Consider the following 13,552-nt stretch of genomic DNA (forward strand, 5'->3'; position numbering starts at 1 on the left):
GGTTACCCACGCGTTACTCACCCGTCCGCCGCTCTTTACCGAAGTAAATCGCTCGACTTGCATGTGTTAGGCACGCCGCCAGCGTTCATCCTGAGCCAGGATCAAACTCTCAAATAAAAGTTGATGGGCTCAGATACTGTTATATATCTGGCTTTGTTTGGTTGTTTCGAATAATTCTTATAAAGAATTAGTTATATAAATTAACCTACTGTTTAATTTTCAAAGTTCTTATTTTGTGCTGTTCTTGAGCACTTATTTATAATAACATCTATATATTATTTCGTCAACACTTTTTAAAAAGTTTTTTAGTTTTTTTATAATTACTTTAAAATAATAGCTTATATCAGCATATTTTCTCTGATATAAGCTATTATTTTCATTTTATTCATTTTTATACCCATCTTCACCAAAATATTTTTGTATCCCTGCATATATAGACCAAGCTATTTTTTCTTGATATTTTTCATCATTTAATAGTTTAGCTTCTTTTTCATTTGATAGAAAGCCACATTCAATTAGCACTGATGGCATTTTACAATTCTTCAATAAGTAAAGATTATTTCTTGGCTTTATTACTCTATTATTACTCTCATCTACAACTCTTTTCAATTCATCCTGTATATTCTTAGCCAACACTCTGCTATCTTCCATCCCCTCTGGATAAAAAGTTTGAGCTCCTGAATACTTAGATTCAGTAAAGTAATTAAGATGTATAGAAACAAACATATCGGCATTCGAATCATCTGCTATCTTCTTACGATTTTTCAAATTTTCATTATACTTTTGTCTTATCGTTTTATTCTCACTCTCCTCATATAAGCTACTATCATCATCTCTAGTTAATATAACTAATCCACCACTAGCTTCTATAAGCTCTTTTAATTTAAGAGTAATAGCTAAATTAACATCTTTTTCATATATAGTCTTGTCATCACTAGAAGTCCCTGAATCAATACCTCCATGTCCAGCATCTAATACAATAGTCTTATTAGTTATAGGCATATAACTAATCGTCTCTTCAGACACTTCTCTTATTTTTAATATGCAAACTACGGTTAAGATTAAGGCTATCACTCCAAAAACTATGTACTTTATGTATTTTCTCACAATATCACCCTGTACATTTATATTAAAAAAGACTTTGGAATATTCCAAAGTCTTTGTACAAGTATATGAATAAAATTATCTCTTTGAGAATTGTGGAGCTCTTCTTGCTGCCTTTAATCCATATTTCTTTCTTTCTTTCATTCTAGCATCTCTAGTTAAGAATCCTTCTTTCTTTAAAGCAGGTCTTAAATCAGTGTCAGCTTTTAATAAAGCTCTAGATATACCATGTCTTATAGCACCAGCTTGTCCAGTGAATCCTCCACCTTCAACTTTTACTATTACATCGTATTTAGCTTCATTATTAGTTAATACTAATGGTTGCTTAACATCTCTTATTAATGTTTCGTAGTTGAAGTATTCTTCAACATTTCTTCCATTTACTATTATATTTCCTTCACCTGCTACTAATCTAACTCTAGCAACAGAGCTTTTTCTTCTTCCAGTTCCGTAGTATTGAACGTTTGCCATGATAACTCCTCCTTTCACCCGTTAATTATTATTTAAAGTTTAAAACTTCTGGATTTTGAGCTGCATGATCATGGTTTGGTCCTGCGAATACTCTTAATCTAGTCATCATTCTGCTTCTTAATTTGTTCTTTGGTAACATTCCGCTTACAGCGTGAGCTACAACTTCTTCAGGCTTCTTAGCCATCATTTCTTTGTATGGTATTTCTACTAAACCACCTACATAACCAGTGTGGTATCTGTACATTTTTTGTTCTAATTTCTTTCCTGTTAAAACTACCTTCTCAGCGTTAACAACAACAACGAAGTCTCCTCCGTCAACGTGTGGTGTGAAAGTAACCTTATTTTTTCCTCTTAATACTGTCGCTATTTCAGTTGCTAAACGACCTAATGTTTTTCCTTCAGCGTCAACGATGTACCATTTTCTTTGTACATCAGCTGGCTTAGCTATATAACTTTTCATAGTTGTCCCTCCTTAACTTTTTTCCTTTAAAATTTTACCGTTTATGTCAAGTCCGGGGCAAGTGGACTTATTAACACACTCCTACTAATTTTAATATATGCATACTTGTGTGTCAAGCTAATAATCAACTTTTTTAAGAAATAATCCATGTGCCGGTGCTGTATGACCAGTTTTAGATCTACTCTTTGAGTTAATTATATCAGATAAATTCTCTTTTATCCTGCCTCTGCCTATATCTACTAACGTCCCTACTATTATTCTTACCATATTATATAAAAATCCATTACCTTCGATTTCTAAAATTATTAAATCTTCGTCTTTAGTTATCTCTATATCATATATAGTTCTAACTGTATCTACTACAGAAGATCCCGAACTCATAAAACCCTTGAAATCATGTCTTCCAACTAAATATTTAGCTTGTTCGCACATTTTATCAAAATCAAGTTCATATCTTACATGATATGATGTATCTTTATATATGGGACTTCTATAAGGACTATTATAAATTAAATATCTATACCTCTTACCTTTTGCACTATATCTAGAGTGAAACTCTTCTTCAACTTCCTTACAGCTAATTATAGCTATATCTTTAGGCAGTTTTGCATTTAGTGCATTTGGTATTCTGTCTGTAGGTATCTCAGAGTTTAGTTTAAAATTTGCCACTTGTCCTAATGCATGAACTCCTGCATCAGTTCTCCCAGAGCCAGTAATCTTTACTTCTTCCTTTGTTATTTCATAAATGGCCTTTTCTATTGTGCCTTGTATCCCTAAAGAGTCAGGTTGCTTTTGCCATCCACAATAGTTAGCCCCATTATACTGTATTTTTATCATTAAGTTTCTCATGTTGTACCTCATTTATATAAATCTAGTAACTATTATACTCCCTAAATACATAAATTGTAATACATAAGATACATAATCAGCTTTCGATAAAACAGATTCTTTCATCTTAGTTCTATTATATCCACCCCTATAGCATCTAGCTTCCATAGCTGTTCCTAATTCTTCTGCTCTTCTAAATGCACTTACAAATAAAGGGACTAATAGTGGAACTAAATTTTTAGCTCTATTTATAAGATTATTACTTTCAAAATCTGCCCCCCTAGACATTTGTGCCTTCATTATCTTATCAGTTTCATCCAATAATGTAGGAATAAATCTAAGAGCTATTGTCATCATCATAGCTAATTCATGCACAGGTAACCCTATGTTTTTAAAAGGATTTAGAAGCCTTTCTATGCCATCTGTAAGATCCATAGGAGATGTAGTTAGAGTTAATAACGATGTTCCTAATACAAGCAGTGTAAGCCTAATAGCCATAAATATAGCCTGACTTATACCTTCTTGAGTTACTCTTAAAAATCCAAATGACAATATAAGCTTTTCTCCCGGCAAGAAGAATATATTTATAACAAATGTAAATAATATAATCCATCTAAGAGGTTTAAGCCCCTTTAGAATGTATTTAAACGGTATATTAGATAACTTTATTATTTCTAATAAAGATACTATCACTATTGAGTATGGCCAAAATTTATTAATTATAAATAATGAAATCATAAATATAAATGTAGCTACAAGTTTTACTCTTGAATCTAATTTATGAACAATGGACTCTGTAGGGTAATGCTGACCAATAGTTATATCTTTTAACATTTTCCTTTTCCTCTCATAACTCTTAATATTTCTTCTTTAGCTTCATCTATAGTCAATATATCCTGACGTATATTAAAACCTCTTTCTCTAAGTTTTATAGCTAACTCTATAGTTTGAGGTATATCTAGACCTATTTCTTTTAACCTAATTGCATTAGAATTAAAAACTTCTCTTGGAGTACCCATAAACTCTATTTTACCATGATTCATAACTATTATAGTTTTAGCTAGTTTCGCCATATCATCCATACTGTGAGATGATAATATTATTGTTATATTATGTTCTCTATGAAGAGTTTTTATAAGCTCAAAGATTTCATCCCTTCCTCCTGGATCAAGACCTGCAGTTGGTTCATCTAAAATTAAAACTTCTGGGTTCATAGCTATAACCCCAGCTATTGCTACCCTACGTTTCTGACCGCCAGATAGTTCAAAAGGTGACTTTTCTTTATATTCTTCATATTTTAATCCTACAGCCTCCATAGAATCTTTTACTCTTTTTTTAACTTCAGCTTCATCTAAGCCTAAATTAGTCGGTCCAAACGCTATATCCTTTTCAACAGTTTCTTCAAAAAGTTGATATTCTGGGTATTGAAAAACAACCCCTACTCTCTTTCTTATCTCTGTTAGATTAAGTTCTGGATCAGTTATATTAAAATCATTTATATATATTTCTCCAGATGAAGGCTTTAGAAGACCATTTAAATGCTGTATTAATGTAGACTTACCTGAACCAGTATGACCAATTATACCTACAAAATCTCTATCTTGTATTTCAAAGCTAATATCATCTAACGCCTTACTTGCAAAAGGCATACCTTCATTATATATATATGTTAAATTCTTTATTACAATTGACATAATTTCATCACCATCTCATCTACTGTTAATATATCAGAGTCTATATTTAAACCTTCTTTATTTAGTTCTTTTGATAACTCCGTCATATAAGGCACATCTAAACCTATGTTTTTTAACATATCTATTTTAGAAAACACCTGTCTAGGTGTACCTTCCAATATTTTTTTACCTTTTTCCATAACTATAACTCTATCTGCATCCACTGCTTCTTCCATAAAATGCGTTATGTGTATTACACTGATATTTTCTTCTTTATTAAGTCTTTTTATTGTACTCATAACCTCTTTTCTACCTGATGGATCAAGCATAGCTGTTGCTTCATCAAATATTACGCATTTAGGCTTCATAGCTATTATACCCGCTATAGCAACTCTTTGCTTTTGTCCTCCAGATAGTAAATGTGGCTGTCTATCTCTTAGTTCATATATACCTACACTTTTAAGAGATTCATCTACCCTTTTTCTTATTTCTGCTGGCTCTATTCCTAGATTTTCAGGTCCGAAAGCTACATCTTCCTCAACTACTGTAGCAACAATTTGATTATCAGGATTTTGGAATACCATACCTGCAGTCTGTCTTATATCCCATAATTTTTCTTCATCTCTTGTATCCATATTATCTATAAGTATATTACCCTTTGTAGGCATAAGAATTGCATTCAAATTTTTAGATAATGTAGATTTACCTGATCCATTATGCCCTATTATCACTAAAAATTCACCTTTTTTTATATCTAAACTCAAATCTTCTATTGCTTTAAAGCTTTCTTCTTCTGTTATATATTCAAATGAAATATTGTTAACTTCTACTATATTACTCATTAAATCTACTCCTTTTCATTAGGTAGCAATATAAAACCATTTTAAGTAGTATTATATCATAACCATATAAAAAAAGATAATTCTTAATATACAAAATTTACTTCTTAAATATCGATGAAATATTCGACTTTTAATAAAAAATAGCATAAAAAAAGATTAAGCAAAAGCTTAATCTTTTTCTATACTATACTAATTCTATAAAAGCCATTTCAGCAGCGTCGCCTCTTCTTGGTCCTTTTTTGATTATTCTAGTGTATCCACCATTTCTCTCAGCATACTTTGGAGCTATATCAGTGAATAAGTTGTTAACTACAGTTTCATCCATAACGTAAGCTAAAACTTGTCTTCTAGCGTGAAGATCTCCTCTTTTAGCAAGAGTTATCATCTTTTCAGCCATTCTACGAGTTTCTTTTGCTCTTGTTACTGTAGTTTCTATTCTACCACTTCTTAGTAAGTCAGTTACTAAGTTTCTTAACATAAGGTTTCTGTGTGAAGTCACACGTCCTAATTTACGGTAATTAGCCATGCCAATCCCTCCTTTGCTCACTATTCTTCGCTTGGTTTAAGACCTAGTCCAAGTTCTTCTAACTTTTGGATAACTTCCTCAAGTGACTTTTTACCAAGGTTTCTAACCTTCATCATATCGTCCTCAGACTTATTAGCTAGTTCTTCAACTGTATTTATTCCCGCTCTCTTTAAACAGTTGTAAGATCTAACTGATAAATCTAATTCTTCTATAGTCATTTCAAGAACTTTTTCTTTTTGATCTTCTTCTTTTTCTACCATTATTTCAACATTGCTTACATGCTCTGTTAAATCAATGAATAGATTTAAATGTTCAACTAATACTTTAGCAGCTAAAGATATTCCTTCTTGAGGATTTATACTACCATTAGTTTGCACTTCAAGTATTAATTTATCATAATCTGTTTTTTGACCTACTCTTGTATTTTCAACATGGTAGCTCACTTTTTCAACAGGAGTATATATTGAATCTACAGGTAAAACACCTATAGGCATATTCTCTGTCTTATTTTCTTCAGCAGAAACATAGCCTCTACCTTTATCTATAGATATTTCCATATTAAGCTTAGCATTATCATCTAGCGTAGCTATTTGTAAATCCTTGCTTAATATTTCAACATCTGGAGGACATATAATATCTGATCCTTTGATAGAGCATGGTCCTTGTGCTTCTATTTTAAGAGTTCTACTTCCTTCTCCATCAATAGTAGCCGAAAGCTCTTTTAAAGATAATATTATTTCAGTAACATCTTCTTTAACACCTGGTATTGTTGAGAATTCGTGAAGAACTCCATCTATTTTTATAGAATTTACAGCAACACCTGGTAAAGATGATAATAATACTCTTCTTAAAGCATTTCCTATAGTTATACCATAACCTCTTTCTAGAGGTTCTATAACGAATTTTCCATATCTATAGTCTTCGCTAAGTTCTATTATATCTACTTTAGGTTTTTCTATTTCTATCATGGACAAAAACCCTCCTTCAATTTATTAATCCACTGAGGGTAAACAATTTTAAAAATTAATTTTAAAATTTGCTTATTACTTAGAGTAAAGCTCTACTATTAAGTGTTCAGCTATTTCAAGATCTATATCTTCTCTTGTTGGCATAGCAACAACTTTAGCAGACATTCCTTCTAAGTTTGCATCTAACCACTTAGGAGCTACTTTTGATGCATTAGCTTCTACTAAAGCTTTGAACTTAGCAGAAGTTTTAGAGTTTTCTTTAACTGCTATAACATCATCAGCTTTAACAGTTATAGATGGTATATCTACCTTGTTTCCATTTAAAGTGAAGTGACCGTGAGTTACTAATTGTCTAGCTTCTTTTCTAGATGAAGCTAATCCCATTCTGTAAACTACATTGTCTAATCTTCTTTCTAATAGGCTTAATAAATTTTCCCCTGTTATACCAGGCATTTTATCAGCACGTTCATATAAGTTTCTGAATTGAGTTTCTAAAACTCCGTATATTCTCTTAACTTTTTGTTTTTCTCTTAATTGTAAACCATAGTTAGAAACTTTCTTTCTTCCTTGTCCATGTTGTCCAGGAGCATAGTTTCTTTTTTCTATAGCACATTTATCTGTATGACATCTTTCGCCTTTAAGGAATAATTTCATTCCTTCTCTACGGCATTGTCTACAAGATGCACCTGTATATCTTGCCATGTCTTTACACCTCCTAATTAATTCTGTATATAATTACACTCTTCTTCTTTTTGGTGGTCTACATCCGTTGTGTGGGATTGGAGTAACGTCTTTTATCATAGTTACTTCTAGTCCAGTAGCTTGTAAAGCTCTTATAGCAGCTTCTCTTCCTGAACCAGGACCTTTTACGAATACTTCTACAGTTTTTAAACCGTGTTCCATTGCAGCTTTAGCAGCAGTTTCTGCAGCCATTTGAGATGCGAAAGGAGTAGCTTTTCTTGATCCTTTGAATCCTAATTGTCCAGAAGATGCCCAAGATATAGCATTCCCATGAACGTCAGTTAAAGTTATTATAGTATTGTTAAAAGTTGATTGTATATGCGCATGTCCACGTTCGATGTTTTTACGCTCTCTTCTTCTAACACGTGTAGCTTTCTTTTTTGGTTTAGCCATTGTCATTTCCCTCCTATCTACTTATTATTTTTTCTTCTTACGAGATACAGTTTTTCTAGGACCTTTTCTAGTTCTAGCATTAGTTTTAGTTCTTTGACCTCTTAAAGGAAGACCTTTAGCATGTCTTAAACCTCTGTAACATTTTATATCTCTTAATCTCTTTATGTTTAAAGCGATTTCTCTTCTTAAGTCACCTTCAACTAAGAAATCAGCATCTATTATTTTTCTTAATTCATTAACTTGATCGTCTGATAAATCCTTTATTCTTGTGTCAGGATTTATATCAGCTTTAGCTAATATTTCGTTAGCAGTAGCTTTTCCTATACCATATATATAAGTTAAGCCTATTTCTGCTCTTTTTTCTCTAGGTAAATCTACCCCAGCTATTCTTGCCATGATTCGCACCTCCTACACATGTTTTATTTAAATTGTTTTGACGTTTTTACGCCCTTTTGTTAACATCACAGTTTACTATTATACTATAAAAGTTAACAAATTACTAGTAATAATTTCTTATCCTTGCTTTTGCTTGTGCTTAGGATTTTCGCAGATAACCATTACTTTACCTTTTCTTTTTATAACCTTGCATTTTTCACACATTGGTTTTACTGATGGTCTTACTTTCATTATTAATCCCTCCTTAGACTACTAAATAAGATAGCCTACTTCTTACGCCAAGTGATTCTTCCTCTTGTAAGGTCATATGGAGAAAGTTCAACATTTACCTTATCACCTTCAAGAATTCTTATGAAGTTCATTCTTAGCTTTCCAGATAAATGGCATAATACCTCATGTCCATTTTCTAATCTTACTTTGAACATAGCATTAGGTAAGTTTTCAATAACTGTACCTTCTAATTCTATTACATCTTTTTTGGCCATTAAATAACCAGACCTCCATTCAACTAATCAAAGATCAACTCTTTTGATTTAGTAAGTTCAGCTCTTAAAAAAGCATCTGTTATCGTATCAGACGCTATTTTATTTTTAACTTTATCATTTAAAAAACTATAAACTTTTAAGTGCTTAACTTTTTTTAGCTTAGGTCTGTCAAGTTTTCTTTTTTTTCCATCAGCTATGAGAACATATTCATGGTCAACTATTTTTACTACGAAGAATAATTTTCCTGTTTCTCTACCTGATAAACCTTTTACAACTTGACCTACTCTTATTTTTTCTGATAGCACTTTTTTCACCTACCTTGAGACTAGAGCTTAGTTAATATAAGCGGTTCATCCTCAGTAATTGCTATCGTATGCTCATAATGAGCTGAGTTTTTACCGTCGATAGTGACGATCGTCCATCCATCCGATAGAGTCTTTACATGATAACGACCAGCGTTAATCATAGGCTCTATAGCAAGTACCATTCCTTCTTTAAGTCTTGGACCTTTTCCTGGAGGACCATAGTTAGGAATTTGAGGATCTTCATGAAGTTCTGTGCCTACTCCATGACCTACTAAATCTCTAACAACTGAGAAACCTTGTTTCTCTACGTGTGCTTGTATTGCGTGTGAGATATCCGAAAGTCTATATCCTAGTTTAGCAAATTTTATGCCTTCATAGAAGCTTTCTTTTGTTACTTCTATTAATTTCCTATTTTCTTCAGATATAATACCTACACCATGCGTTTTTGCAGAGTCGGCATGATATCCTTTATAATAGGCTCCTATATCTATACTAATAATGTCTCCCTCTTTAACTATCTGATTCCCTGGAATTCCATGTACAACTTGTTCATTTATAGATGCACATATAGTTCCCGGAAAACCACCATAGCCTTTAAAAGATGGGATAGCATTGTATTTTCTTATATTCTCTTCAGCTATTTTATCTAACTCTAAAGTAGATATTCCCGGAGTAATAGCTTCCTTTAATAGTTCATGAGTTTCAGCAACAATTTTGCCTGCTTCTCTCATGAATTCTATTTCTTTTTTTGATTTAATAATAATCATTATTTTTCACTTCCTAGAGCAGCAACTATATCTCCAAATACTTCATCTATAGATTGTTGACCATTTATGTTTGATAATATACCTACTTTAGCATAATAATCAGCTAATGGTTTAGTTTCGTCTAGATAAACTTGTATTCTCTTTGATACAGTTTCTTCATTATCATCCGCTCTTTGGTATAACTCCCCTTGGCATACATTACATACACCTTCAATTTTAGGAGGATTAAACTCAACATGATACGTAGCACCGCAAGATTTACAAATTCTTCTTCCAACTGCTCTTGAAACTAATATATTCTTATCAACTTCTATATTTATAACGTTGCTTAATTCTATATTATTTTCTTTTAAAAACGTATCTAATTGTTCAGCTTGAGATACATTTCTTGGGAATCCATCTAACATAAATCCATTTTCACAGTCAGCTTGAGTTATTCTATCAGTAACTAAACCTACAGTTAACTCATCTGGAACTAATAATCCTTGATCCATGTATTCTTTAGCTTTTTTTCCAAGATCTGTTCCTTCTTTTATATTCTTTCTGAATATATCTCCTGTTGATATATGAGGTATGTTATATTTTTCTACTATACCAGCCGCCTGAGTACCTTTACCAGCACCAGGAGGTCCAAGTAATATTATTCTCATATTATCATCTCCTTATTTTAAGAAACCTTGATAGCTTCTCATAACTAAGTTTGATTCTAATTGTCTCTTAAGTTCTAAAGCAACTCCAACAACTATTAGTAACGATGTACCTGCTAAATTTATTTGCACATTCATAAAATGTGTAACAAATGCTGGTATTAAAGATATAATAGCTAGGAATATAGCCCCTGCTAGAGTTAATCTTGATAATATTCTATTTAAATAATCTATAGTAGGTCTTCCTGGTCTAATACCTGGTATAAAACCACCGTTATTTTTCATGTTATTTGCTATATCTTCTGTATTAAATGATACAGTTGTATAGAAATAAGCAAAGAATACTATAAGCAGAACTTCAAGTGATCTAAATATCCAAAATCCTATGTCACTATTTGGACTTAAGTATGTTTGGACAAAGTTTTGAGCATCAGATCCCATAAACATAGCAATAGTTTGTGGAAAAGCTAAAAGTGAACTAGCAAAAATTACCGGAATAACTCCTGATTGGTTAACTTTCATTGGTATATGAGAACTTTGTCCTCCATATGTTTTTCTTCCAACAACTCTTTTAGCATATTGTACTGGTATCTTTCTAGTAGCCTCTTGTATATACGTAACTGCCATTATTGTAAGAAGTATTACTACTACTAACATTGCTGCAGCCCATATAGCTAACTTACCATTTTGCACTTTATTGATAGCACTCATAATATCAATTGGTACTCTTGAGATAATACCTACAAATATTATTATTGAACTACCATTACCTAAACCTTTTTCTGTAATCTTATCTCCTATCCACATTAATAACATACTAGCTGATACTAATGTTAAGATAATTGTTGAAATAAAGAATACATTATCAGCTTTAAGTGCTCCTAAGCCTTTGATAACACCTAGCGTGATACCAATAGCTTGTACAAGAGCTAGTGCTAATGCTGTATATTTAGTGTACTTATTGATTTTTTTCTTCCCTTCTTCACCTGATTTTTGAAGTTCATCCAGACTTTCAAAACCAATAGTTAGAAGTTGTAAAATAATCGAAGCAGTGATATATGGTCCTATCCCCAAAGCAAATAGTGTAAAGTTACTAAATGCTCCCCCTGTGAACATATTATACAGGGAAAGTAGGCTATTTTTACCTACCATCTCCTTTATAATACTTGTGTCCACTCCAGGAACAGGTATAGTCGCACCTATCCTAAATACTACAATCATCATTAAAGTAAATAATATTTTTTTTCTTACGTCTTTAATTTTCCAAGCTTGTTTTAACTGTGATAGCACGTTAACTCACCCCGCCTGTAGTGGTTTGGAGTTTGCAGATAGATTAAACTAATTCTGCTTTTCCACCAGCTTTTTCTATTTTTTCTTGAGCTGAAGCAGTAAACTTAGCAGCTTTAACAGTTACAGCTTTCTCTAAGTTTCCGTTTCCTAAAACTTTTATACCGTCTTTAGCTATTTTGCTTATAGCTCCAGTAGATTTTAAAACTTCTGCAGTTATTTCTGTTCCGTTTTCAAATCTGTTTAATAACTCAACGTTAACTTCAGTGTATTCTTTTCTGAATGGATTTTTGAAACCTCTCTTAGGAAGTCTTCTTGCAAGTGGCATTTGTCCACCTTCGAATCCAACTCTTACTCCACCACCTGAACGAGACTTTTGTCCTTTTTGTCCACGTCCTGCAGTTTTACCTTGTCCAGTTGCAGTACCTCTACCTAATCTCTTCTTAGATCTTACTGCACCTTCAGCAGGTCTTAATTCATGTAGTTTCATGGTCAGCACCTCCTTTTATTACTAGTCAATTATTATTCAGCTATTTCAGTTACTTCAACTAAATGCTTAACTTTGTTTATCATCCCTCTTGTTTGGGCATTATCTTCTTTAACAACTACTTGTTCTCTTTTTCTTAATCCTAACGCTTCTACGTTTTTTCTTTGGTTAGGAGTAGTTCCTATTGTACTTCTAACTAATTTTATTTGTAATTTAGCCATCTTACACTACCTCCTTACCCTAGAAGATCTTCAACTTTTTTACCTCTTAATTTAGCTATTTGTTCAGCTGTCTTAAGAGAGTTAAGTCCTTCTATTGTAGCATTTACCATATTTCTTGGGTTGTTAGATCCTAAAGATTTAGCTCTAACATCTTTTAATCCAGCTAATTCAAGTACAGCTCTAGCAGGTCCCCCAGCTATAACTCCTGTACCCTCTTGAGCAGGCATTATTAATATTTTTCCAGCACCAAAGTGTCCGTTAACTTGATGAGGAATTGTTGTACCAACCATTGGTACTTCTATAAGATTCTTTTTAGCATCTTCTACTGCTTTCTTTATAGCATCTGGAACTTCCATAGCTTTTCCAGTACCTACACCAACGTGTCCATTTTCGTCTCCAACAACAACTAAAGCTGCGAATCTGAAGTTTCTACCACCTTTAACAACTTTAGTAACACGTCTTACTTCAACAACTTTCTCTTGTAGGTCAAGTTGTCTTGCATCTATCGGCTTACGACGTAGCATGTGATTTCCCTCCTTTGTTTCTAATCTAATTAGAATTTAAGACCAGCTTCTCTAGCACCTTCAGCTAACTCTTGTATTCTTCCGTGATATAAGTATCCACCTCTGTCAAATACAACTTCAGTGATTCCTTTTTCTACAGCTTTCTTAGCGATCATTTGACCAACCATTTTAGCTGCTTCTTTATTTCCACCATGACTTACAGCGCTCTTAACTTCTGCTTCTAAAGAAGATGCAGAAACAAGAGTAACTCTGTTTGTATCATCTATTATTTGAGCATATATATTGTTTGAACTTCTAAATACACATAATCTTGGTCTTTGAGTAGTTCCAGATATTTTCTTACGAACTCTCTTATGTCTTTGAAGTCTTTTTGCGTTTTTATCAGCTTTCTTTAACATGAGATCACTCCTTTCTTAACGTTTAGGTT

The 13,552-nt window shown here is 32.5% G+C and carries 22 protein-coding genes and 1 rRNA gene; all 23 read right to left on the reverse strand.

Features of this window, described 5'->3' with window-relative positions; all coding sequences use genetic code 11:
- Nucleotides 1-117: ribosomal RNA gene (locus H8923_RS15005) — 16S ribosomal RNA — on the reverse strand; the annotation flags it as partial.
- 264 nt (nt 118-381) lie between these two features.
- Nucleotides 382-1,107: an N-acetylmuramoyl-L-alanine amidase CwlD gene (gene cwlD, locus H8923_RS15010; protein ID WP_187127973.1), complete on the reverse strand. Its 726-nt coding sequence runs from the start codon at nt 1,105-1,107 to the stop codon at nt 382-384.
- Nucleotides 1,108-1,182: 75 nt separating this feature from the next.
- A complete protein-coding gene (rpsI, locus tag H8923_RS15015) occupies nt 1,183-1,575 on the reverse strand; it encodes a 30S ribosomal protein S9 (RefSeq protein ID WP_153973117.1) in 393 nt (130 codons plus the stop codon).
- A gap of 28 nt (nt 1,576-1,603) precedes the next feature.
- On the reverse strand, nt 1,604-2,035 hold the full coding sequence (gene rplM / locus H8923_RS15020; protein ID WP_153973116.1) for a 50S ribosomal protein L13: 432 nt from the start codon (nt 2,033-2,035) through the stop codon (nt 1,604-1,606).
- Nucleotides 2,036-2,152: 117 nt separating this feature from the next.
- Complete coding sequence (truA, locus tag H8923_RS15025) at nt 2,153-2,884, reverse strand: tRNA pseudouridine(38-40) synthase TruA (protein WP_153973115.1); 732 nt, start codon at nt 2,882-2,884, stop codon at nt 2,153-2,155.
- Between the two features lie 12 nt (nt 2,885-2,896).
- On the reverse strand, nt 2,897-3,697 hold the full coding sequence (locus tag H8923_RS15030) for an energy-coupling factor transporter transmembrane component T family protein (RefSeq protein WP_153973114.1): 801 nt from the start codon (nt 3,695-3,697) through the stop codon (nt 2,897-2,899).
- On the reverse strand, nt 3,691-4,557 hold the full coding sequence (locus H8923_RS15035; protein ID WP_153973113.1) for an energy-coupling factor transporter ATPase: 867 nt from the start codon (nt 4,555-4,557) through the stop codon (nt 3,691-3,693). The genes H8923_RS15030 and H8923_RS15035 overlap by 7 nt, the downstream gene beginning before the upstream one ends.
- Nucleotides 4,545-5,378: an energy-coupling factor transporter ATPase gene (locus H8923_RS15040; protein ID WP_153973112.1), complete on the reverse strand. Its 834-nt coding sequence runs from the start codon at nt 5,376-5,378 to the stop codon at nt 4,545-4,547. Before H8923_RS15040 ends, H8923_RS15035 begins: the two co-directional genes overlap by 13 nt.
- Nucleotides 5,379-5,562: 184 nt before the next feature.
- Entirely contained in the window at nt 5,563-5,904 is a 342-nt protein-coding gene (gene rplQ, locus H8923_RS15045; protein ID WP_147541909.1) for a 50S ribosomal protein L17, read from the reverse strand.
- 20 nt (nt 5,905-5,924) lie between these two features.
- Nucleotides 5,925-6,872 (reverse strand): DNA-directed RNA polymerase subunit alpha, encoded by a 948-nt coding sequence (locus tag H8923_RS15050; protein WP_147541910.1) that lies wholly within the window; start codon nt 6,870-6,872, stop codon nt 5,925-5,927.
- Between the two features lie 75 nt (nt 6,873-6,947).
- Nucleotides 6,948-7,574 (reverse strand): 30S ribosomal protein S4, encoded by a 627-nt coding sequence (gene rpsD, locus H8923_RS15055; RefSeq protein ID WP_147541911.1) that lies wholly within the window; start codon nt 7,572-7,574, stop codon nt 6,948-6,950.
- Between the two features lie 33 nt (nt 7,575-7,607).
- Nucleotides 7,608-8,006 carry a 30S ribosomal protein S11 gene (gene rpsK / locus H8923_RS15060; protein ID WP_147541912.1) on the reverse strand — a complete coding sequence of 133 codons (399 nt, stop codon included), beginning with the start codon at nt 8,004-8,006 and terminating at the stop codon, nt 7,608-7,610.
- Between the two features lie 24 nt (nt 8,007-8,030).
- The gene (rpsM, locus tag H8923_RS15065) at nt 8,031-8,402 is read right to left on the reverse strand and encodes a 30S ribosomal protein S13 (protein WP_122641156.1); all 372 of its coding nucleotides are present in this window, start codon (nt 8,400-8,402) and stop codon (nt 8,031-8,033) included.
- A gap of 117 nt (nt 8,403-8,519) precedes the next feature.
- Entirely contained in the window at nt 8,520-8,633 is a 114-nt protein-coding gene (gene rpmJ, locus H8923_RS15070; protein WP_017753001.1) for a 50S ribosomal protein L36, read from the reverse strand.
- A 35-nt stretch (nt 8,634-8,668) separates the two neighbouring features.
- The gene (gene infA / locus H8923_RS15075) at nt 8,669-8,887 is read right to left on the reverse strand and encodes a translation initiation factor IF-1 (RefSeq protein ID WP_122641155.1); all 219 of its coding nucleotides are present in this window, start codon (nt 8,885-8,887) and stop codon (nt 8,669-8,671) included.
- Nucleotides 8,888-8,910: 23 nt separating this feature from the next.
- On the reverse strand, nt 8,911-9,192 hold the full coding sequence (locus H8923_RS15080; protein WP_187127974.1) for a KOW domain-containing RNA-binding protein: 282 nt from the start codon (nt 9,190-9,192) through the stop codon (nt 8,911-8,913).
- A 20-nt stretch (nt 9,193-9,212) separates the two neighbouring features.
- Nucleotides 9,213-9,959 (reverse strand): type I methionyl aminopeptidase, encoded by a 747-nt coding sequence (map, locus tag H8923_RS15085; RefSeq protein WP_153973111.1) that lies wholly within the window; start codon nt 9,957-9,959, stop codon nt 9,213-9,215.
- Entirely contained in the window at nt 9,959-10,609 is a 651-nt protein-coding gene (locus H8923_RS15090; RefSeq protein WP_153973110.1) for an adenylate kinase, read from the reverse strand. Before H8923_RS15090 ends, map begins: the two co-directional genes overlap by 1 nt.
- Before the next feature lie 12 nt (nt 10,610-10,621).
- Nucleotides 10,622-11,896 (reverse strand): preprotein translocase subunit SecY, encoded by a 1,275-nt coding sequence (gene secY, locus H8923_RS15095; protein WP_187127975.1) that lies wholly within the window; start codon nt 11,894-11,896, stop codon nt 10,622-10,624.
- 43 nt (nt 11,897-11,939) lie between these two features.
- On the reverse strand, nt 11,940-12,383 hold the full coding sequence (gene rplO / locus H8923_RS15100; protein ID WP_153973109.1) for a 50S ribosomal protein L15: 444 nt from the start codon (nt 12,381-12,383) through the stop codon (nt 11,940-11,942).
- 32 nt (nt 12,384-12,415) lie between these two features.
- Nucleotides 12,416-12,601 carry a 50S ribosomal protein L30 gene (gene rpmD / locus H8923_RS15105; protein WP_095406309.1) on the reverse strand — a complete coding sequence of 62 codons (186 nt, stop codon included), beginning with the start codon at nt 12,599-12,601 and terminating at the stop codon, nt 12,416-12,418.
- Between the two features lie 14 nt (nt 12,602-12,615).
- A complete protein-coding gene (rpsE, locus tag H8923_RS15110) occupies nt 12,616-13,125 on the reverse strand; it encodes a 30S ribosomal protein S5 (RefSeq protein ID WP_153973108.1) in 510 nt (169 codons plus the stop codon).
- Nucleotides 13,126-13,154: 29 nt separating this feature from the next.
- Nucleotides 13,155-13,523: a 50S ribosomal protein L18 gene (gene rplR / locus H8923_RS15115; RefSeq protein ID WP_147541919.1), complete on the reverse strand. Its 369-nt coding sequence runs from the start codon at nt 13,521-13,523 to the stop codon at nt 13,155-13,157.
- Between the last annotated feature and the right edge of the window lie 29 nt (nt 13,524-13,552).

Source organism: Romboutsia faecis (assembly GCF_014323405.1).
Classification (GTDB): Bacteria; Bacillota; Clostridia; order Peptostreptococcales; family Peptostreptococcaceae; genus Romboutsia_E; species Romboutsia_E faecis.